Annotated in this window: 15 protein-coding genes; 4 read left to right on the top strand and 11 right to left on the bottom strand. The window is 47.0% G+C overall.

The annotated features are described in order from the left end of the window. Positions 1–4: 4 nt before the first annotated feature. The 8 genes from citD to clpB form a co-directional block, all read right to left on the bottom strand. Positions 5–283 (bottom strand): citrate lyase acyl carrier protein, encoded by a 279-nt coding sequence (gene citD / locus Q4G98_RS06470; protein WP_301961894.1) that lies wholly within the window; start codon positions 281–283, stop codon positions 5–7. Positions 284–404: 121 nt separating this feature from the next. Further along, entirely contained in the window at positions 405–1,289 is an 885-nt protein-coding gene (locus Q4G98_RS06465; RefSeq protein WP_298565416.1) for a LysR family transcriptional regulator, read from the bottom strand. Positions 1,290–1,385: 96 nt separating this feature from the next. Next, complete coding sequence (locus Q4G98_RS06460) at positions 1,386–2,303, bottom strand: hydroxymethylglutaryl-CoA lyase (protein WP_298565414.1); 918 nt, start codon at positions 2,301–2,303, stop codon at positions 1,386–1,388. A gap of 1 nt (position 2,304) precedes the next feature. Beyond that, complete coding sequence (locus Q4G98_RS06455) at positions 2,305–3,495, bottom strand: CaiB/BaiF CoA-transferase family protein (protein ID WP_298565412.1); 1,191 nt, start codon at positions 3,493–3,495, stop codon at positions 2,305–2,307. Positions 3,496–3,508: 13 nt separating this feature from the next. Further along, positions 3,509–4,642 (bottom strand): metallo-dependent hydrolase, encoded by a 1,134-nt coding sequence (locus Q4G98_RS06450; RefSeq protein ID WP_298565410.1) that lies wholly within the window; start codon positions 4,640–4,642, stop codon positions 3,509–3,511. A gap of 21 nt (positions 4,643–4,663) precedes the next feature. Next, positions 4,664–5,866, bottom strand: a complete 1,203-nt coding sequence (locus Q4G98_RS06445) for an acetate/propionate family kinase (RefSeq protein WP_298565408.1) — start codon at positions 5,864–5,866, stop codon at positions 4,664–4,666. A gap of 140 nt (positions 5,867–6,006) precedes the next feature. Then, positions 6,007–7,713: an FAD-dependent oxidoreductase gene (locus Q4G98_RS06440; protein WP_298565406.1), complete on the bottom strand. Its 1,707-nt coding sequence runs from the start codon at positions 7,711–7,713 to the stop codon at positions 6,007–6,009. Between the two features lie 114 nt (positions 7,714–7,827). Further along, positions 7,828–10,377: an ATP-dependent chaperone ClpB gene (clpB, locus tag Q4G98_RS06435; protein ID WP_298565404.1), complete on the bottom strand. Its 2,550-nt coding sequence runs from the start codon at positions 10,375–10,377 to the stop codon at positions 7,828–7,830. A 196-nt stretch (positions 10,378–10,573) separates the two neighbouring features. Between clpB and Q4G98_RS06430 the strand changes: the two genes are divergently transcribed. The 3 genes from Q4G98_RS06430 to Q4G98_RS06420 all read left to right on the top strand — a co-directional run bounded on the left by Q4G98_RS06430 (position 10,574) and on the right by Q4G98_RS06420 (position 12,888). Next, complete coding sequence (locus tag Q4G98_RS06430) at positions 10,574–11,632, top strand: hypothetical protein (RefSeq protein WP_293545689.1); 1,059 nt, start codon at positions 10,574–10,576, stop codon at positions 11,630–11,632. A gap of 171 nt (positions 11,633–11,803) precedes the next feature. Then, on the top strand, positions 11,804–12,172 hold the full coding sequence (locus tag Q4G98_RS06425; RefSeq protein WP_177560759.1) for a CidA/LrgA family protein: 369 nt from the start codon (positions 11,804–11,806) through the stop codon (positions 12,170–12,172). Beyond that, positions 12,172–12,888 (top strand): LrgB family protein, encoded by a 717-nt coding sequence (locus Q4G98_RS06420; RefSeq protein ID WP_293545693.1) that lies wholly within the window; start codon positions 12,172–12,174, stop codon positions 12,886–12,888. The genes Q4G98_RS06425 and Q4G98_RS06420 overlap by 1 nt, the downstream gene beginning before the upstream one ends. Positions 12,889–13,285: 397 nt before the next feature. Here the strand turns inward: Q4G98_RS06420 and Q4G98_RS06415 are convergent, their stop codons facing one another. Beyond that, positions 13,286–14,557, bottom strand: a complete 1,272-nt coding sequence (locus tag Q4G98_RS06415; protein WP_177560761.1) for an SLC13 family permease — start codon at positions 14,555–14,557, stop codon at positions 13,286–13,288. A 675-nt stretch (positions 14,558–15,232) separates the two neighbouring features. On the opposite strand from Q4G98_RS06415, the gene Q4G98_RS06410 reads away from it, so the two are divergent. Continuing rightward, a complete protein-coding gene (locus Q4G98_RS06410) occupies positions 15,233–16,579 on the top strand; it encodes a hemolysin family protein (protein ID WP_298565401.1) in 1,347 nt (448 codons plus the stop codon). Positions 16,580–16,694: 115 nt separating this feature from the next. On the opposite strand, the gene Q4G98_RS06405 is transcribed toward Q4G98_RS06410, so the two are convergent. Beyond that, entirely contained in the window at positions 16,695–19,235 is a 2,541-nt protein-coding gene (locus Q4G98_RS06405) for an autotransporter outer membrane beta-barrel domain-containing protein (RefSeq protein ID WP_298565399.1), read from the bottom strand. Positions 19,236–19,514: 279 nt separating this feature from the next. Beyond that, a complete protein-coding gene (locus tag Q4G98_RS06400; protein ID WP_298565397.1) occupies positions 19,515–21,029 on the bottom strand; it encodes an inorganic triphosphatase in 1,515 nt (504 codons plus the stop codon). Between the last annotated feature and the right edge of the window lie 3 nt (positions 21,030–21,032).

Raw genomic sequence — 21,032 nt, 5'->3', positions numbered from 1 at the left:
AGTACTACTCCTTTTCTGCCAAAGCTCTTTGGATAGCAGTCTCTGTTCTAGCCCGGATCACAAAGTCCAAAGCTCCATAATCTTCAACTGCAATCCTTGCATGCTCTACATTTGCTTTGCTTAAAATCTCTCGAATACTGTTTTCAATAGACTGCCCATATTTAGTCAAGGCCTTACTTATGATTTCTATTTTGATGCCGCCGCTTTTCATAATTTCTAAAGTCACTGATGCATCTCCCTTATTATTTGTCCCCGCAACAAATTCATGTCCTCTAAATACCATATTCACACCACCTTTTATAGTATTATCTTGATTCAATTATATATACTTTCAGGATATATGAAAAATAGGCATTTTCGATGTCAACCATCAAAAATGCCTATCTCAGAACACTTATAAAGATTTAATGATTTCTTTGGAAACTATCAAAATCCGAATCTATCACAAACTCAAGAAAAACTTTAGGAAGTTTTAAATCAAGCAATTCTTTTTTATAAATCAGCCATGTATTACGTTTTACCCTGCTTCCATCCTTATGTACCAGAGGAACAGAATGCAGCTGCGGATATTCTTCGATCAAAATAGACGGCAGTAAACCATAACCTAATCCATTAAAAACCATTTCTTTGCATAAATCCAGATTACTGACGCGCGTACCAATAATCGGCGGTTCTTCAAAAATCTCATACCACCATTTGTCCAGCAAATTCTGATAGTATTGGTCGGTATAGTAATCTACACGCACCATATGCGGTAAATCACTCAAAACAAAAGGCTTCGCCGCAACAGCACAAACATAATTAGTTGCCAGAAGTATCCGTTCATATTCCGGCCAGTCAAATTTGTTTCTTACGAAACCAAAGTGCACATTCAATGCTCCCGTCAAGCTGATAACATCACTGCTTTGCGCAACCTGCACATCAAATTTTGCTTTTGGATACATATCCTGAAACTTTCCCAGCAGTTTAGGTAAAAAATAACGTGCCAAAATACTGGGAGCAGCAATACGCAAAATCCCAGCTACATCTTCCTGCATATTCGTAATAGTTTCCCTGAAATCCTGTAATTCACCAAGTATCTTTTCCGCAAATTTAACGGTATATTCACCGGTTTCCGTAAAAGTTATCCCTTTATTACCGCGATACAGCAGCTTGGTCCCTAAAGATTCCTCTATTTGCTTAATCCGCGCTGTCAAAGTAGGCTGAGAAATATACAATATCTTTGCCGTTTTTGTAATATTCTTCTGTTCATAAAGCGTTTTTAAAATCAGCCAATCCCGTTCTTCCATAATGCACCGCCTAGCATAACACCATCTTTGCTTTCATTATAGCATGTTTGTTTTTCTCCGGTTTCATTAAACAATAAATAAAATCATATTTGTTGTTTACTTTTTCATGATATCGCAGCAGCGACCCGCCCGTAAAATAGAACTGGAACGGGCTCCACCTATATAATCTTCTACTTTATGACCAAGCGCAATATATTTTTCTAAATCAATACCGGTTGCGATTCCCATTTCTTCTGCCATATTTATCAGATCTTCTGTTGCGATATTTCCAGAAGCTCCAGGAGCAAACGGACAGCCCCCTAATCCTGCGAAGCACGCATCATAGGTAGTGATTCCTGCCATAAGCCCAGCCAGAACATTAGCCAATCCCATACCACGCGTATTATGGAAATGCAGCACCCAGTCAATATCCGGGAACAATTTCTTGACTTCTGTTCCATATTTGTAAACCTGTAATGGATTAGCCATACCAGTAGTATCCGATAAAGAGATCTCTCTGATACCCAACTTTCTTATCTGCACAATAATGGCAATTACCTGTTCCAACGGAACAGCACCGTCAATAGAACAACCAAACGCAGTAGAAACAGCTCCCGATAAACTTATTTTCTTTTGAACAGCATAATCAGCTATCTCCGCAAAAGACTGAACTGCTTCTTCGGGAGTTTTATTCATGTTGCGCAGGCAATGTGAACGACTTGCCGAAACTGTTATTTTGGCTTTATCAATGCCTGCGGCTTCTGCTCTTTTCAGTCCCTGCATGTTAAAAATCAGGGCTCTGTACTCAACGCCTTTCTTCTTATGTATTTTCTGCGCAACCTGATCCGTAGCGGCCATTTGCGGCACAGCTTTGGGACTGACGAAAGAACCTACCTCAATAACACTTACACCCGCATCTGCTGCAGCTTCAATCAGCTCAATCTTTTTTTCCACAGTCAGAAGTTCTTTTTCATTTTGTAAGCCGTCTCGTGGTCCGACTTCGCAAACCTTTATAGAACCAGGCAATTTTTTCATCTTAAATCACGCCCTCTTTTTTCAGTTCACCTAAATAACTTTCATTATATTCCAGCAGCTTTCCATATACTTCCTGATTATGTTCCCCTAATTCCGGTCCTACCCATTTTATTTCTCCAGGAGTTTCGCTGAAAACAGGAGTTATCCCCGGCATTTTAATTGAGCCCAATACGGGATGCGGCATTTCCACGATGTCATTCCTTACCTGATAATGCGGGTCTGCAAAAATGTCTTCAATACTGTACACTAAATTAACAGGTACTCCCGCTGCATCAACAATTGCTTTTAATTCCAGATAATCCTTACTTCCGATCCAGTCGCTGACTATTTTATCCAGAGAACTGTCATTTTTAACACGATCCCGCATCGTCACATATAACGGATCAGCCAGCAAATCCTCTCTGTGCATGGCCGTGGTCAAATATTCCCAGGTCCTGTCAGTACTACAGACAAGAACTACCCATTTTTCATCTTTAGTTTTATAAGTTCCTCCAGGGCTCGAAGTCCCGTTCAGTTTAGGACGGCGTTCCCTGATAATTCCATTTTTGTCATAATCAGCACATAGTATTTCCATAAACCTGAAAACACCTTCATATAAGCTTACATCGATCTCCTGTCCTTTACCATGCAGAGCGTCGCGATGATATAGCGCCATCATCGTACCCATTGCCGTATATAAGCCGGCAATATAATCAGTCAGCGAAAAAGACGGGCTTACCGGAGGTCTGTCCGGATACCCTGTAATATAGGTCATTCCTGAGAAGGCCGTAGCCGGTGTACCAAAACCAGGAATATTTTTATACGGACCTGTTTGCCCATAACCAGTAACATGGCTGAGAATGATATCAGGCTTTCTTTCCTTCATCTTTGCGTAGCCGATGCCCCATTTATCAAGTGTCCCAGTCCTGAAATTTTCAATTACAACATCACTTTTTTCTACTAACTGTAAAAAGATTTCCTTGCCTTTTTCCGTACGCAGATCCAGTGTAACCGATTTTTTATTACGCCCCATACAGGCAAATCTCAGCGCCTGGCCGCCATGATAAGGTCCCAGCCTCCGAAAAGGGTCTCCTCCCTCCGGCATTTCTATTTTTATAACCTCTGCACCAAAATCTGCCATCAGTCCAGCGGCAAATGGAGCCGCAATAACTGTCGAAATATCTAAAACCCTTACGCCCTCCAGTAATTTCATAATACTTCTCCTCTCACAATGCTATATTACGGTATAAAATCTCCCCGCCAGCAATTGTCATCTGTGGTACCAGTACAGTTTTACCTATTCGCGTTTCTTTCTGCGTGTCCGTAAAACACATATACTTGTCGCAAAGCTTAAAGACCGCTATGTCAGCGTCAAAACCTTCCTGCAGTGATCCCAACTGTTTGTCCATTTCCAAGATCTGTGCCGGTATGCTGGTACATCTTGCAACAACATCCAGTAAATCCATACCCAATAATAAATATTTAGACATAATATATGGCAGTGAAAAAACCGGGTCTTGAAAAAGCGTCTTCCCTGTCAGATCTGTTGAAATAATATCCGGCGCAAAACCTTCAGCCAATGCCCTTTCAGCTACTTTAAATGACCAGTGATTGCCGCCATTGGCTGCATCCATGATAACACCGCGTTGCTGTGCCTCACGAACCTTTGGCAAAACCTTCCCTGCAGCATCCATAATCGTCTGGCCAGTCCCATGATAACAATGTGCCAAAACATCACCAGGCCGCAGCAACTCTGCAATTCGGCCCATACCTTCCGGCGGATCAGTCACATGCACAACGAGCCGTGTTTTTAACCGTTCTGCCAAAGCCACGGCTTTTATCAGTACGTCTATTCCCAAATAACCTACTATTTCCTTACTGATTCTTACTTTAAGTCCTAATAAAATGTCCTTATGCTCAGCAAGAAGTTTCTGCAGTTTACTTTCATCCCAATATTGAGGGTCTACATTCTCATGATATTTCATTGTTGCCAACCCGCTTGGGCAAACGTTAAGAAAAGCTTTGATACGCATTTTTGATTGACTGACAATATTTTTCAGAAAACATTCCACATTAGCAGTACCGGCGCTTCCAGCATCAACAGTTGTCGTTACGCCCTGTGGGATCAAGCTCAGATCAGGATCAATACCTATTTCTGTTCCACTGTAAAAAACATGGCTATGAAAATCTATTAATCCCGGCATCACCAGACAACCTTTAACATCAACAGCTACATCTGCTCCTTTAAACTTTTTCCGGGCAACTATTTTACCATCCTGAATATAAATATCCCTCTGCTGTTTTTTTCCAAGTACAGGATCCAGTACTATACCATTTTTCAATAAAATATTTTTCTGCATTTTTTCAGGCCTCCTTTGCTTTTATCCATATTGTTCAAATAACCGTTTTGTTTCTCTGGCGATCATCAATTCCTCATTCGTCAAAATCGTCCAAAGTTCTACGTCCGAATCATCCTTATTGACCTGCGCATCTTCACCCCTGATTTCATTCTTTCGCAAATCAATTTTAGCGCCGATGACTTCTAAGCCATCGCAGATCTTAGCACGCATATAAGGAGAGTTTTCGCCCAGCCCTGCCGTAAAAACGATTGCGTCCAATCCGCCCATAGATACCACGTAACTCCCGATATATTTTTTCACCTGATACGCAAAAACATCTATCGCCAGCTGCGCCCTGGTATCGCCAAATCTGGCCGCACTTTCCAAATCCCTGAAATCGCTGGACAGCCCTGACAAACCCAAGATCCCCGATTTACTGTTCAAATACCGGTAAACCTGTTTGCCTGTCATATCCTCCTGTTCCATGATAAAAGGAATAATAGCGGGATCTATTTCTCCTGATCTGGTACCCATAATCAAACCTTCCAGCGGCGTAAATCCCATACTGGTATCTATTGACCGGCCATACTTTACCGCATCCACACTGGCACCGTTGCCCAGATGACAGGTGATTATTTTCAACTCCTCAAGCGGACGTCCCATTTTCTGCGCCAGTGTATTGGTAACATACTGATGGGAAATGCCATGAAAACCATAACGTCTTATACCATATTTGATATACAGCTCATAGGGCAAGCCATACAAGTACGCTGTTTCCGGCAGCGTCTGGTGAAACGCGGTATCAAAAACAGCGACCTGTACCACCTGCGGAAACAGCTCCAGACATATTTTGATCCCTTCCAGATTGACTGGATTATGCAGCGGAGCGATCATAATACAGGAACTGATCGTTTTGATTACTTCGTCCGTGATCACAACCGCCTCTGTAAATTTTTCGCCGCCATGCACGACCCGATGCCCGATACAATCTATTTCACTCAACGCATCGATAACTCCATAATTGGCGTCCGTCAAACTATCTAAAAGCAGTTGGATACCAGTCCTGTGGTCAGGTATGGTATGCTTGATCTCAATAACATATTCCTGTTTGCCCTGCAACTTTAACCGGCTGCCGTCCATACCAATCCGCTCAATCTGTCCTTTGACAAGCAACTGTTCCGTTTCCATTTCCAACAGCTGGAATTTGATCGAAGAACTACCGCAATTGATTACCAAAACCTTCATAATATCAACGCTCCTGCCTTTTACAATTCTTTAAATTCATTATATTCTAAGCCAATTTAAATGAAAAATAGGCAATTTCTATATTGAATATAGAAATTGCCTATTGCAGGATTTAAGTCTGTATTATTTTTCTGTAAAGCTTACTTCTTGTCGCCGCTTTCGGTTTCATAAGGCCAGCCGCTCAAGCTGCCTTCCAGGCTTTGTACGTTTTTATAACCCAGCGCCCGCAGCATCGTTTCGCCTTCATAACCGCGCAGGTTGATCTGGCAAGAGCAGACCAGTTTCGCCTCTTTATCCGGCAAAACCGTTTCAGCTTCACTGCGCACCTTGCCCAGCGGCAGGTTGATGATATTAGCGCAGCCGGCGATACGATTGGCTTTAAATTCACCGGGCGACCGCACATCGACCAGCGTATATTCGCAGTTTTGCCGCAGCTCTTTAAAATCTTTAGGATTGATGCTGCGCAGTCGTCCGCAGATCTTATTCAGCAGCACATTGGCCGCAGTCGCTATATTATCGATCGGCCCGTTAAAAGGCGGCGCGTAAGCAAAATCGATATTGCTCAGATCCTCTAAAGTAGCGCCAAAGCTCAGCGCTGTCGCCAGAGCATCAACACGTTTATCGACACCGCCGGTACCGACGACCTGGGCCCCGATGACCTTTTGCGTTTTGACATCTGCCAAAAGCTTCAGCACCAGACGCTGTGCGCCCGGCATATAGCCAAGTCTGTCAAATCCTGGCACTACTACCGACTCAAATTCGATACCGGCAGCCCGAGCAGCCCGCTCGTTAAGGCCGGTGCTGCCAGCCTGCCAGTTCAGTATCTGGCAGATACCAGTTCCTAAAATACCGGGATATTTAATGCCGTCGCCGCAAATATTGTCGGCGATCACACGGCCATGCTTATTAGCCGTTGAGCCCATCGGCGCAAACATTTTCGCCTTGCTGACGATGTTAGTATTTTCCGCACAATCGCCGCCCGCATAAATAGACGGATCACTGGTCTGCAGATACTCGTTGACTGCGATCGCGCCGCTGGGACCAATCTCCAGCCCGGCCGCCTTCGCCAGCTCAACATTAGGGCGTACGCCCACAGCAACAATCACCAGCTGCGCCGGGATCGTCCTTTTATCTGTCTTAACCGCGGTAACACGGCCATTGACGCCTTCAAAGCCCAGCGTCTTTTCCTGCAGATACAGCCTGATGCCTGCTTTCTCCACCGGCTTTTTCACCAAATCAGCCATTTCCAGATCCAGCAGCTGCGGCAGGATCCTGTCCTGCATCTCCACGATGTTCACTGTCAATCCCTGTTTATGGAAGGCCTCGGCAAGTTCCATACCGATCAGGCCAGCGCCGACGATAACCACGTCCGTCACCTTGTATTCCTGCATCTCCGCCTTGACCTGTAAGGTTTCCCACGGGAACCAGAAATTATGGATACCGCCCAGGTCAGCGCCCGGCAGCGGCAATTTTACAGGTGTCGAACCAGTGCCCAGTACCAGCACGTCGTACTGCATTTCTTTTACTGTACCGTCAGCTTTGTCCAAAACCGTTACCGTTTTTCTGGCACGGTCTATTTTCTGCGCCTCATGTCCTGTCAGCACGTCGAAGCCCTTGACCGTTTTAAAAAATTCCGCATCACGGACAAATCCCTGCGGCGTATGGGTAAAGCTGGTAAAATCCTCTACATCGCCGCCGATATAATACGGAAAGCCACAGGCGCCGTAGCTGACCTGCTGACCCCGTTCCAAAACAGTGATTTCCGCATCCTTATCTCTGCGGCGCAAACGTGAAGCTGTTTTCATGCCGGCAGCAACGCCGCCGATGATCAATACCTTTTTAGCCATTGCGATCGCTCCTTCCAAAGTAAAAATTTACTTTATATCTTCATTATATACGCAAACAGGGCTGCGTTCAATGAACACAGCCCTGTTTTCCAAAAATCTTTACTTACTAAATACTCAGACAGTCCGTTCTATATCGATAGCGCCGTTTTTCAGCACTACACGAACAGTTTCGCCACTCTTAATCTCGCCGCTGACGATCTTCTTACCCAAAAGGTTTTCGACCGTGTGCACGATCAACCGTTTCAGAGGCCGCGCACCAAAGGCAGGATCAAAACCGGCTTCCGCCAGATAGGCAACAGCCTCGTCGCTGTAGGTCAGTGTCAGATCAAGCTGTTTTTCCAATCTTTCGTCCAGTTCCTTCAAGATCATTTTCACGATATCGTGGATCTGCTCTTTCTCCAATGCCTTAAAGACCACGATATCATCGACACGGTTCAAAAATTCCGGACGGAAGAACTGCATCAGCATGCTTTGTACTTCCTCGCGGGAGATCTGCCCCTGCTTCTTCATGATCTCGGCCGAGCCCAAATTACTGGTCATAATGATCAGCGTATTCTTAAAGTCTACGTTACGTCCCTGACCGTCAGTCAGACGGCCATCGTCCAATACCTGCAGCAATACGTTGAAGACATCGGCATGCGCTTTTTCGATCTCGTCCAGCAAAATTACCGAATACGGATGGCGGCGTACAGCCTCGGTCAGCTGACCGCCTTCATCGTAACCAACATAGCCCGGAGGCGCGCCGATCAGACGGGAAACGGTATGCTTCTCCATATATTCGCTCATATCGATACGGATCATATTACGCTCGTCGTCAAACAAAATCTCGGCCAGCGCCTTCGCCAGCTCCGTCTTGCCGACACCGGTAGGCCCCAGGAAGATAAAGGAACCGATCGGCCGGCTGGGGTCTTTGATCCCCGCACGGGCACGCACAACTGCCTCGCTGACCGCTTTAACAGCGTCGTCCTGGCCAACTACCCGCTGATGCAGGATATCCTCCAAATGCACCAGTTTTTCGCGTTCGCCGCCGCTCAGCCGGGATACCGGAATACCGGTCCAGGTGCTGACGACCTTGGCGATATCTTCCTCGTCAACCTCTTCCTTCAGCAATATGTTGTCGTTGGTATTTTTATTATGGGCCTCCACCTCGGCCAGTTCTTTTTCCAACGCCGGCAAACGGCCATACTTCAATTCTGCCAGTTTATTCAGATCATAGCCGCGCTCAGCACTTTCCATTTCCTGTTTTACGGCGTCGATTTCTTTCTTTACCTCACGCACACGGGCGATAGAAGCCTTTTCAGCATCCCAGCGTTTGACCAGCGCTTCGTTTTCCTTCCGCAGTTCGGCCAGTTCTTCTTCAATTTTCGCCAGACGATCCTTCGACTGCTCGTCCTGCTCTTTCCCCAAAGCCTGAGCTTCGATCTCCAGCTGCAGGATACGGCGCTTACTCTCGTCCAGCTCGGCCGGCAGCGAATCGATCTCCGTCCGCAGACGGGCAGCCGCCTCGTCCACCAGGTCGATAGCCTTATCCGGCAGGAAACGGTCATTAATATAACGGTTACTCAAAACAGCAGCAGCTACCAGCGCCGCGTCTTTGATCCGTACGCCGTGATGCACTTCATAACGCTCTTTCAGACCACGCAGGATCGAAATCGTATCCTCAACACCCGGCTGCTTGACCATTACCGGTTGGAACCGCCGTTCCAGAGCGCTGTCTTTTTCGATATACTTACGGTATTCATTCAGCGTCGTTGCGCCGATACAGCGCAGCTCGCCGCGGGCCAGCATCGGTTTCAGGATATTGCCAGCGTCCATTGCGCCTTCGGCAGCGCCGGCGCCGACCACCGTATGCAGCTCGTCGATAAACATAATGATCTGCCCGGCAGAATCAGAAATCACCTTCAACACCTTTTTCAGACGCTCTTCAAACTCGCCGCGGTATTTGGCGCCTGCTACCAGTGCCGCCAGATCCAGAGCATACAGCGTCTTGTTCTTCAGATTTTCCGGTACGTCGCCGGCCACGATACGCCGTGCCAAACCTTCGGCGATAGCAGTTTTACCAACGCCAGGTTCGCCTATCAGCACCGGATTGTTTTTCTTGCGGCGCGACAGGATCTCGATCACACGGCGGATCTCCTCATCACGGCCGATAACCGGATCCAGCTTACCGTCCATAGCCTTGGCAGTCAGATCCTGACCATATTTTTCCAGGGTCTGTTTACTTTCTTCGTCAGCCTGTCCGTTAGTGTAAGCCATATATAGCCCTTCTGCTTTTTTCTTATCGATACCGTATTTTTTAAGCAGAGACACAGTATCACTGTCACCATCGCTGGCTAAAGCCGCTACCAAATGACCGATGTTTACCTCGCCCTGACCGGCAGCCTGTGCCGCCAGACCTATCACACGGGCCAAAGCCGTACTCATCGTCAGCTGACGGTCCTGCCCTTTGACAGAAGGTATCCGCTGCATCAGCGCCTTGGCTTCCTGCGCAAAAGTTTTTTCATCAGCCTTGACATTGGCCAGCAAAAACTTAAAAAAGCCCTCGCTGCTGCTCAAGGCCACTAAAAGATGCGCACAGGCCAACTCCTGCTGATAATTCATTACAGCCTGCTGCTGTGCGGCTTCTAAAATACTTTTTACTTCTTCACTGTAGCGTTCTTGCATAGCGCTACACCTCCTGACTATCATCAAATTTTAATCTTTTAACTTGTTTTTACAGAAATTTTTTTATCGTCACGCAGGGAAACTAAACTCTGCGGCGAATACACAAAATAAGTATTGCACTGATTGCAACAGCTGTCACTCTCACAGCCGCGGCAGCTGCGACCCAACTATAAAAAATCATTATATGGAGGCAAGTATGAATACATCCATGATCGTTTACCGACTGTTCGACGTCGCCGACGAAATCAATCTGGATCTTGTGCAGGCCCTATGGACAAGCCGTAACAAGATCGCATCCCGTTTACGTCTCGACAGGATCTCTACAAAATCCATCACCTTTAAAGATCCGCCGGTTTTGGTCGAACTTGGCTCCCACGAAATGGAGCTGGGCGGCAAAACCTATCTGGCTGAAATCAAAGCCCGCATTTTTGACCTGGGCGTTATCAGCCTGATCCTGCGCATTCCCTTCGAAGACGATGTTACCTACGACGAATATCTCGATATGGCCATCGTCAGCGAAAATATGCCCGAAGACGAGATCCGCAGTTATCTGGACGCCGTCCTCGAAACTATCCGTCCCGCCTGCTCCAACGAGCGCGTTTCGGACTTTGACGAAGACTTTGTCGTTTATTACTTCCAGGAAAAACGAGCCGACTGGGATCTGGTCCCCTTACTCTTAAAAGACCGTACACCTGTCAGCCAGCAGACCCGCCGGGAAACGCTGGAAAACAGCTTCTCCTACGCCGACGACGTTACCTATCTGGCCTGGGATTCGGCAGTTGTCTACGATCCCAGCGGCAGCCTTGACGTGCCCGACCTGCTGGAATTTGCCAACGCGCAGTTTTTAGAACTGCGTTATTATGACAACGCCCTCAACAACGCCATCGACAAAACCTATGACGAGCTGGAAGAAGCTAACATGACCAGCAAGGCCACCCGCCTGGAAAGCTATCGCCAGATCCGCGGCAACCTGATGGAGCTGATGGCCGATGTCAGCAGCCTGACCAGTAACATCAACAATGCCCTGCAGGTCACCGAAGATATCTTCTACGCCCGCATCTACACCCGTTATCTGTCCCTGCTGCGCGCTTCCGTCTGGAAGGACAACATCGAAAATAAGATCCATGTTATCCAGCGCAGCTACACGCTGCTCAACGAAGAAGTATCCATGTACCGCTTCGAGCTGCTGGGGCTTTTTGCCATGGGACTTTTGGGACTGATATTTTTGACCAACCTCTATATCGCCTTTAAATAAGGTAATTTTCAAGGAAGCTGGCACTGCCGGCTTCCTTAATTTTTATTATAAGCGCCAAAAGTCAAAAAGTCAAATATTTTTATTATTATTTTAATTCGGCATAATCTTGACAATCATCTGCACAATAGTACAATAGTAGTTATTCCAAATTATAGATTGAGGGGAATTATTATGACACCTGGTTCTATCTTACGTGGTACAGCTATTTTACTGGCTCTGCAATGGGTCAGTGTTTTATTTCTACAGGCGCTGCACATCGCTTTTCCTCCGGCGCTGCTGGGCATGATCCTACTGGCAGTCTTACTTTTGACCGGCGTTATCCGCGAACAAAGCGTTGAAGACGCCTGCACCATACTTATCGAAAAAATGGGTATGTTGTTTTTACCGGCCGGCATCAGTATGCTGCTTTATCTGGATATCATCAAAGCGGAAAGTATAGCCATTTTTGTCACTATCATCGTCAGCAGCCTGATCATTTTAGTTACTACAACAGCTTTTGTCGAGCTGCTTTCACGGCCTAGAAAAGGAGGTAAAAACTGATGCTGTTTCCCGAAGCTTTGCTCAATTCACCCATGTTCGGCATTGGTCTCACCATCATTGTTTATGTTTTCTGCGAGTTGCTCGTCAACCGCCTGGAACTCAACATCATTCCGCCTTTTGTGCTGGCCTGCCCCATCATCATGGGCATCATCTATTTTCAGGCGCCTCATATCACTTACGAGCAATACGCCTCCGGCGCCAGTTTTATCAACTTTCTTCTGGGACCGGCTACAGTAGCTCTGGCTCTGCCGTTGTACCGCAACCGCAAAACCTTAAAAGCCAACTTTTTTATCATTGTCAGCGGCGTGCTTGTCGCTACCACCGTTGGCATCACAGCCATTTTTATCTGCGGCACTCTGTTCGGTGCCAGCCAGCAAGTGTTGCTCTCGCTGGTTCCTAAGTCGGTAACTACGCCTATCGCCATGGATATTTCCAACGTCATCGGCGGTATCCCCTCCTTAACGGCAGCCTGCGTCATCTTCACCGGTATGTTCGGCTCCACCTTCAATCATAAGATCCTTGAGCTGCTGGGCTTTAAAAACGATATCGCCATCGGTCTGGCCATCGGTGCCTCCAGCCATGGCCTGGGCACCAGCGCCTGCGTCAATAAAAGTGCAGTCCAGCTGGCTATCGGCGGCGTTGCTATTGGACTTACCGGTATCGCTACTTCTATTTTAGCGCCGCTGCTGCTGCCTCTGCTGACTAAATTGTTTTGAATAAAGCTTTAATTATTTAAGAAATAGAAAGTCCATTCCTCAAATGAGGAATGGACTTTCTATTTTTGCATGTCATTGCAAATATCCATAAAAAAGCAGAAGCACTTATAAGTACTTCTGCTTCAGTGAAAGATTACCTTACGCGCTTTCTCAGTTGGTTCTAATTAGTCGAAAAAGCCGCGCTTACGAATTTTAATTGTTAAAATCAACTTTTAACCAGCCACCAGCAAGTAGAGAAAATAATTGCAACAATACCACCTGCAATAGCTTCTGCTCCCATACCAGTCACACCTTCTTTCACTTTAAATCCCGGGTAAACTGGCAGGAATGCCACCCAAAAAGCATTCCTGCTGTAAAAAGGAGAAATTTATGTACAGTTCTTCCACAGCCGTCCCAATTAACCGGGGAAGAATGGCCATACCATCGGAATAACGATGATAGAAACGATAAAGCAGAGAATTACCAGCGGTACGCCTACTTTTACATAGTCCATAAACTTATAGTTACCAGGCCCCAATACCAAAGTACAGGGCGGAGTACCTACCGGAGTTGCGAAAGCGCAAGAAGCTGCGACACCGATAGCCATCAATACTGCTTTCGGGGAAGCTCCCAGCTGCTGCGAAATGGCTACGCCTACCGGAGCCAACAAGGCTGCAGCAGCCGTATTCGACATAAACTGCGTCAACGTACAGGAGATGATAAACAATACTGAAGTCATAATGATCGGGGTAGGAGAACCTCCCATCAGGCTTACTGCCCACTCGGCGATCAATTTACCGGCGCCGGTCTTATCCATTGCCGTAGATACAGGCATCATACCTGCAAACAGGAAGATCGTTACCCAGTCGATGGACGCATAAGCCTGCTTTTCAGTCAGGCAGCCCGTCAGCACACAAACCAGGGCGCCGATGATAGCGGCCATTTCCAAAGTTACGCTCTTCAGATCAAGTGCCATAACGATAACAACTACTGCCAGGATCAAACCGGAAATAACTTGTTTTTTACTGTCATGTACTGTCGCTTCAATTTCCTGTTCGATTTCCTGATCTGCGTCCAATTCAGCTTTCGGCAGCAGATACTTGCCGATAAACATCATATAAGCAATAGCCACAATAGTCAGAGGAACACCTATCCAGGCAAACTCGAAGAAAGAGAAGGGCGCATACCCAAAAGAAGTCAAAGCGCCGGAAACGATAATGTTAGGCGGAGTACCTACCAAAGTAATGATACCGCCAACACCTGCGGCGTAAGCCAACGGCATCAACTGGCGTGAAGCAGGGATCTTTGCCGCAGCACAGATGCCCAGAACAACCGGCATCAGGCAGGCTGCCGTACCGGTATTAGACAGAACAGAAGATAAACCTGCACCAACGATCATGATACCAAACATCAAACTGTTTTCACTGGTACCTGAAAGTTTAACGATAGAGATACCAATCTTCTGGGCCAGTCCAGTATGGAACATAGCCGCACCAACAACGAACATACCAGCAAAAAGCACTACTGTTGAATTAGAAAGTCCCGAAAAAACCTGTTTAGCCGGGATAAATCCCAAAAGTCCGCAGGCGATAGCGCCGCCCATAGCGGTAATGGCCAGAGGAATAAGTTCAGTAATAAATAATAAGGCCACTATTGCTAAAACAATTAAACATTTGACTGCTGAAGACATAAACTCACCTCATTTCCTAAAATAGTTTATACATAATCCTCCTTTTTGTTTACTTAATCACCCTTGTGATTACATTTTCATTGTAGAATTTTATAATTACACCGTCTAGTTTAACAATGTATGAAAATAGCGAACATTATTGTTTCTAATAGTTTAATTAATTTAAACAATATTTCAATTTTTTGTTACTGTAGCAACATGGGGTCTAAACTGGCCTGGAGCCAGCTTTTATCGGCATTGTTGCTACTGCATATTTTAAATATTATAGATATATTTCAGCTTTTATTTTTTGCCATAAATTTCAAAAACACTTGCAATAAAATATTAAAGCACTTCCATCTCTTTTTCAGGCGCAACTGCTGTTTTAATAATGTACACTCAGCCCGACTGCCAAAATGCGCTTAGCCTGAGTTGATTATCAGCACAGCAACTGCAAAACATTATTTCCAAACATCTGAATATTTTGAAAAACTGCGATATACAGCGTCTAGGCTACTATACATTCTTCGCAGGAAGTAGTTAAGCCCTGACCTGCCAAAACGGCTTATCAACAACTGATTTATACTAAAATGAAACTTTATTTATAACCTCGACCTATGATAAAATTATTTTTATATAATATACTGCTTTAAGCAGCAACGGAGGTGAACATGTTTCCGCAGGGAAACAGATTCTTTGGAATATCTCAGTATAATCTTTAACATCATTATTATTTTATTTTTAGTCGCGCTCAACGGTTTTTTCGTTGCATCAGAATTTTCTATAGTTAAAGTGCGTCCTTCGCGCCTTGACACTTTAATAAAAGAAGGCAACAGGCAGGCTGTCCATGCCCGTCAGGTCACCGAACATCTTGATGCCTATTTATCAGTGACCCAACTGGGCATCACCCTTGCGTCCCTTGGTCTTGGCTGGATCGGCGAACCGGCTGTAGCCAAAATGCTGACGCCGTTATTTCATTTATTCCATGTACCGGCACAGCTTGAGCATACGATTGCCTTCGTTGTCGGTTTCTCTGTCATTACCGCTCTGCATATCGTACTGGGCGAGCTGGTTCCAAAATCCTTATCGATCCAGAAAACAGAAAAAGTAGTGCTTTTTGTCGCCTGGCCGCTGATCATGTTCAATAAACTGATGTATCCGGCCGTCTGGTTTCTCAACCATGTTGCCAACTGGACCCTGAGGCGTATGGGTATCCACGCTGCCAGCGAAGCTGAGGAAGCGCATAATGAAGACGAGATCCGCCTTTTGATGGAACAAAGCTATAAATACGGCTATATCGACAAAAGCGAGCTGACCTATCTGGACAATGTTTTTGATTTTTCCGAGCGCCACGCCAGCGAGATCATGGTCCCGCGTACAGATATGATCTGTATGTTTCTGGATGACACCTTTGAGGAAAACATCCAGGTCGCTCTCGGTGAACGCATGACCCGTTACCCGATCTGCGAAGAAGATAAAGACCATATCATCGGCTTTCTGCACATCAAAGACCTGCTGCGGGCTTTAAACGCCGGTCAGAAACCTGATTTACGCACCCTGGCGCGTGAAGTTCTGGTCGTGCCTGAATCCATGCCGATCAGTAAGCTGCTGCGCCTGCTGCAAAAACAACGTAAACAGCTGGCAATTTTGATCGATGAATACGGCGGCACCGCCGGTATGGTCACCATCGAAGATATATTAGAAGAAATCGTCGGCGAGATCCAGGACGAATTTGACGAAGAACGCCCGGAAATAGAAGCTGAAGGCGATAAGATCTATTCCATCGACGGTAAAATGCTGCTGGAAGACGTCAACGACCTGTTCGGTCTGGAATTATCCTCTGAAAGCTGTGACACCATCGGCGGCTGGGTCTATTCCCAACTGGACTATCCACCTCAATTAGGTCAGACTGTAAAACTGCCCACTGCGGAATTTTCAGTCGAAGAGCTGGATAACATCCGTATCACACGCCTGAAAGTCCAACTCCTGCAAGATCCAGAAGGAATCCATCAGGGTATGCTGGAAGAACATTTGCATATGTAAAGAAACAGATCCCGTCAGCTTTTAAGCTTGACGGGATCTGTTTTTGCTTTGAGTGTTTGAATTTAATTTTTTGTTTCTTTATTATAGCACTTTCTTGAAAGAAAGCGCCGCTCACTTAAAACGTCCATACAAAATTTACATTGCCCGTGAAGCCTTGTTTTTTACCACCCCAGCCCTGCAGGCCGATGTTGATGGACGGGTCATTAGCCCCTTGGGGCTGCAAAATGTAGCCCAGCTCCAGCATACCGCTGCTGCCTTTGATACTGGGCGACGGGGTGCTGAACCCTTTGACGGTGGCTCTTGCTTCACCGTTAAATTCGTATTCATAGGCCACGCCTACATAACCGCTGCCACGCTCGCCGTAAGCTTTGCTTACCCTTGCCCCCACTCTGGCGCGGGTGCTGTCTACGGCATCAAAGTCATATTCTTCCCCTGCGCCCTGGCCCTGCAAAGTAACGCTGTCGCCCCTTTGGTGGGTGTACAGCAGCTTGGCGTAAACATCGGCTTTGGTACTATCGTTCAGTTCCGTCACTTTGCCGATGCCCAGATGCGCGCCATAATAAGCGTTGCTGCTGTCATATTGGGTATATACTTTACCCAGCGAACCGCTCATGTCGTTGCTGCCATAGTCGGCGTCCATGCGTCCGTAACGCAGGCTGCCTTCGTAATATACACCGCTGGTATTATCCTGCCGTGCCAGCATACCGATACCATAATATTTGGTATTGCCGTCGCCACGCACGCCGCTGTCCAAATGGCTGGTGTAATTGCCGTGGCCGTATTCTACAAAGGGACCGAAGGTCAGCTGCCCTGCCTTGTTGGCGATGGCTTTGCCAACGCCCAAGGCTAAATTATAACCATGCACATCGGCATGGGAACCGCTCTTGTAGCGCATACTGCCGCCGCCCATAGCGCCGAACATTTCCGCATTACCGCTGCCCGCCGCCGTTACCGCACTGCTTACGCCGCTGCCTGCCAAAAGGTCTGCGCCACTGTTGATAAAGGCTGCAGCCGCCAGCTGTGTCTCCACCGGGGACTTGCTGTCGCCGCTGATACCGGCTCTGGTGACCCTGCTCACCAAAGCTGTACCGCCCTCTAACTCAGTTGTAAATTCATACTCGATGCTGACCCCGTCTTTGATCTTGCCGTAAGTCACATCTCCAGTAATACCGTTTTCATTCTTGACAAGAATAACGCTGTCGCCTACCTGCAGAGCAGGGGCTGAACCTTCCATGCCAACGTTGATAGTACTGCCGTCAAGGCTGGTACTCTTATCACTGCCATTACCGCCTGTCAGGGTCAGCAGGGTGTTGCCGGCCTGGGTGTCGTTTTGCAGATAGAAGTTATAAACGTCAAAACCCTTGACGTTGGCTACCTCAAGCCCTTTGGTATGGATATTCAGTATATTGCCGCTGACCGTACCGCTGGTAGTAGCGCCGCCGTACAGCACCGATTCAGTGCCAAATTTTGGTGCGCCGCTGATAGTGACGCTGTTATCTGTGACAGCTCCCCGCTGTCCATACCCACCATAGACAGAGCCGCTAATAATGCCGCCGCTGATACGGACTTCATTGCCTGTTACAGCGCCGCTGGCACTGCCAAAACCTCCGTAGACATTTTTAGCGACCTCACCGTTACCGCTGATGACTATCAGATTGCCCATGACATCATCATTGCCAACGCTATTGCCAGCGCTGTAGCCTCCGTAAACTACATCTTTGACAGTGCCGCCGCTGATATAAACTTTATTGTCTGTAGACTTACCGCTGCTAGCATCGCCGCCGGTGACGCTGCCGTTGACAGTACCTTTTTCAATGATAACAATATTGTCTGTAGCAGCCTCAACACCATTACCGCCAGCGACATAATAAGTATACATGCCGCTGCCATCGTCTTGCCCGATAGTACCGCCCGTAATAGTAAGAATGTTGCCCACAGCCGTACTGTTTATGGAATCTCCGCCATAGACAATCTTGTGTACCTCACCACCGCTGATAGTGACACTATTGCCTTCCACCTTGCCGATGCCATAACCGCCCTTGACATAATCTTCAATGGTGCCTTTGCTGATAGTGACGCTGTTGCCTGTGACCGTATCGCTATCGCTATAGCTATTGCTATAGCCGCCAATAACATAACTCTTAACCGTACCGTCAGTGATATCCACTTTATTGCCTGTGGCTGAGCTGCCGTTGCTGTAGCCGCCAATAACACTGTCTGTTATCGTACCGCCAGTGACGGTTATTTTGTTATTTGTTACTGCACCATTGCTGCCGGCATAACCGCCGTAAACTTGTCCCATCTGGCCGCTGATTATATAGACATGATTATTATCGACAACAGCGGAGCTAAAGCCATAACCGCCATAAACATTTTTTTGTTCGCCGCTGCCAGTTCCGGTGCCAATCAGCGGTACGTCACCGCCGCCAGCTGTGCCGATGGTCACTTGGTTACCGGAAGCAGAACCGCTGGGGCTGATATTACCTGCGCTGTCTTTAACGTCATTGCCTGCTTGAATATAATCATCCTGCGTCTCTATCTTGACGATCTGCCCCGCAGCAGCCGCAGGCTGTACATAGCCCACGCTGCCCAGCAGCACCCCTGCCAGCAGTCCGGCCAGCACGCGCCTTGTCAAAACACTTTTACCCTTTTTCATAAATCTCCCTCCCTTGTGTAATGTTTATTATTTAAAATAATTTTTTATAACCAAAACTTTGATTATTAAATATATTTTAACACGATGTCCCCCCCCCGGACAAGCAAATGTCGCATCGAGCCACATTCGCATTGTCAGGCTGACGCCTGAAACCAGCATCCGCACGCTTAAAGTAACTCGCCAGAAAAAAATAAACCCTGTCAACTTTTCAGTTGACAGGGTTTATTTACCTGTTCACTCGAACTTTTTTAGGTTTTATTTTTGAATTTCTTTAGATGTTCATTTCTTCAGATCTTCCAACAATTTCTCATATGCTTTCAAAGCTTTAGCATTCGCTGACTGCAGGGCCTGCAGGCGCCAGCCCAAAAGCAGGCCGCCGTCGCGATAGAGCGCCCGGCTGTTGTTTCCCTTGACGCAGTTCAGCAGACATTTACTGCTGTACACATCGTAAACCAGTATTTGTATCCTCTGATACAACTCTTTGACGTCTTTCCAGACTGTTTTACTGAGCCGGTCGATCTTAAGGCTGCGGCGGGCGTAATAAATCACTTCACAAATGCGTAAAATGCTTTGAGCCTGCGCCTCGTCTATTTTATCGCCTTTAATGTCCAGTTCTTTCAGCATATTATACCAGTCTTCGATCCGGCAGCCTGCCAGCTGCTCAACTTCCACATAATAACTGTTCTGCCATAACGACTGTTCCGTCCAGGCCAGCAATTTGAAGATACAATGACTGTAAACACCCTGCTGCAGCTGTTTATCAACTTCAGCCAGAATGTTTTCTATTTCTTCCGTCAGTTTTTCAGCCAGCTGCGGCCGCTGCAAAAAGCTGCTGCCCGCTGTTCCCTGCAGCAGCTGCCACTGCTGCAGCAAACGTTTATACCGAAACAGAACATTCAGCGTACCGGCAGGTTCTGCCAGCAGCTTCCGCATTTTCTCATACTCGCCTTCAGCCAGCAGCGGCTTGATCAGCGCCAGCAAAGCCTGCAAATGCCTGAATTGGGGCAGCAGCAGTTTATCAGCCTGCACCAGCATGGTTTTGTCCAGCAGCAGCCTGTTTTGCAGCTTTAAGATCCTGTCGCCATAATATTCCAATAGTTTGCCAAGCTCATCCTGGACCATGCCGCCCCGGTCGATTTTCAGCCGTCCCTTCGGCAGTTCATGCTCTTCACCGTTGCCCAGCAAATGCAGCCCACGGGCAAACTTGCTGCGCGGCTCGATAAAAACAGGGATCTTCGCAGCCACCTGCGCCGTAAAATCCAAGAGATCAGCTTTTGTCCCCTCTTTGAGCTCCAGTTCTACTTCGTCAATTTTTTCTTTCTGCTTCCCGGCGCTGATCTTGCCCTGGTCAATTGCCATTTCCAGAACGGTAGCGGGCGTCACCTGCAAGAGTCTGACCTCTCTTTTTACTTCCACGGTGAAAAGCTTCTGCAGTTCTTCTCCTGCCAGCAGCTCTTCCAGATCGGCCTCCAACCCCAGCTCTGCAAAACCGCTTAGCAGCGGAGCATCTTTTTTGAGAGGGATATTAAACTCGCGGCGGGCCGAAAGGCCTCCGCCCGAGCTTTGTTCTGTTTTGATAGTAGCTTCGTATTTTTTACCGTTGCGCCTGATGCGATATGCCATACCGGCTTCAGTCAGCTTATAGGACTCCGTATCATAATACGTTGTCAGCAGCTCCTGTTTAGCCAGGCTGCCTTTGATAGTTTTGACCGTAATCAGCTCAGAAGCCAGCAGCTTTTTTAAATCTTTACGGGCAATCGTCAGTTTCATTTCCATTTCCACTGTTTTATCCATGTT

The organism is uncultured Phascolarctobacterium sp. (assembly GCF_958349595.1).
In the GTDB taxonomy this organism is placed as follows: domain Bacteria; phylum Bacillota; class Negativicutes; order Acidaminococcales; family Acidaminococcaceae; genus Phascolarctobacterium.
Note: the sequence above shows the minus strand (reverse complement) of the source record. Positions and strands in the feature narration are given on the sequence as shown.

What these genes read in the sequence shown, in the direction of transcription:
- citD (WP_301961894.1), bottom strand. Translation starts at nt 283, where the DNA reads ATGGTATTTAGAGGACATGAATTTGTTGCGGGGACAAATAATAAGGGA.
- Q4G98_RS06465 (WP_298565416.1), bottom strand. Translation starts at nt 1,289, where the DNA reads ATGGAAGAACGGGATTGGCTGATTTTAAAAACGCTTTATGAACAGAAG.
- Q4G98_RS06460 (WP_298565414.1), bottom strand. Translation starts at nt 2,303, where the DNA reads ATGAAAAAATTGCCTGGTTCTATAAAGGTTTGCGAAGTCGGACCACGA.
- Q4G98_RS06455 (WP_298565412.1), bottom strand. Translation starts at nt 3,495, where the DNA reads ATGAAATTACTGGAGGGCGTAAGGGTTTTAGATATTTCGACAGTTATT.
- Q4G98_RS06450 (WP_298565410.1), bottom strand. Translation starts at nt 4,642, where the DNA reads ATGCAGAAAAATATTTTATTGAAAAATGGTATAGTACTGGATCCTGTA.
- Q4G98_RS06445 (WP_298565408.1), bottom strand. Translation starts at nt 5,866, where the DNA reads ATGAAGGTTTTGGTAATCAATTGCGGTAGTTCTTCGATCAAATTCCAG.
- Q4G98_RS06440 (WP_298565406.1), bottom strand. Translation starts at nt 7,713, where the DNA reads ATGGCTAAAAAGGTATTGATCATCGGCGGCGTTGCTGCCGGCATGAAA.
- clpB (WP_298565404.1), bottom strand. Translation starts at nt 10,377, where the DNA reads ATGCAAGAACGCTACAGTGAAGAAGTAAAAAGTATTTTAGAAGCCGCA.
- Q4G98_RS06430 (WP_293545689.1), top strand. Translation starts at nt 10,574, where the DNA reads ATGAATACATCCATGATCGTTTACCGACTGTTCGACGTCGCCGACGAA.
- Q4G98_RS06425 (WP_177560759.1), top strand. Translation starts at nt 11,804, where the DNA reads ATGACACCTGGTTCTATCTTACGTGGTACAGCTATTTTACTGGCTCTG.
- Q4G98_RS06420 (WP_293545693.1), top strand. Translation starts at nt 12,172, where the DNA reads ATGCTGTTTCCCGAAGCTTTGCTCAATTCACCCATGTTCGGCATTGGT.
- Q4G98_RS06415 (WP_177560761.1), bottom strand. Translation starts at nt 14,557, where the DNA reads ATGTCTTCAGCAGTCAAATGTTTAATTGTTTTAGCAATAGTGGCCTTA.
- Q4G98_RS06405 (WP_298565399.1), bottom strand. Translation starts at nt 19,235, where the DNA reads ATGAAAAAGGGTAAAAGTGTTTTGACAAGGCGCGTGCTGGCCGGACTG.
- Q4G98_RS06400 (WP_298565397.1), bottom strand. Translation starts at nt 21,029, where the DNA reads ATGGATAAAACAGTGGAAATGGAAATGAAACTGACGATTGCCCGTAAA.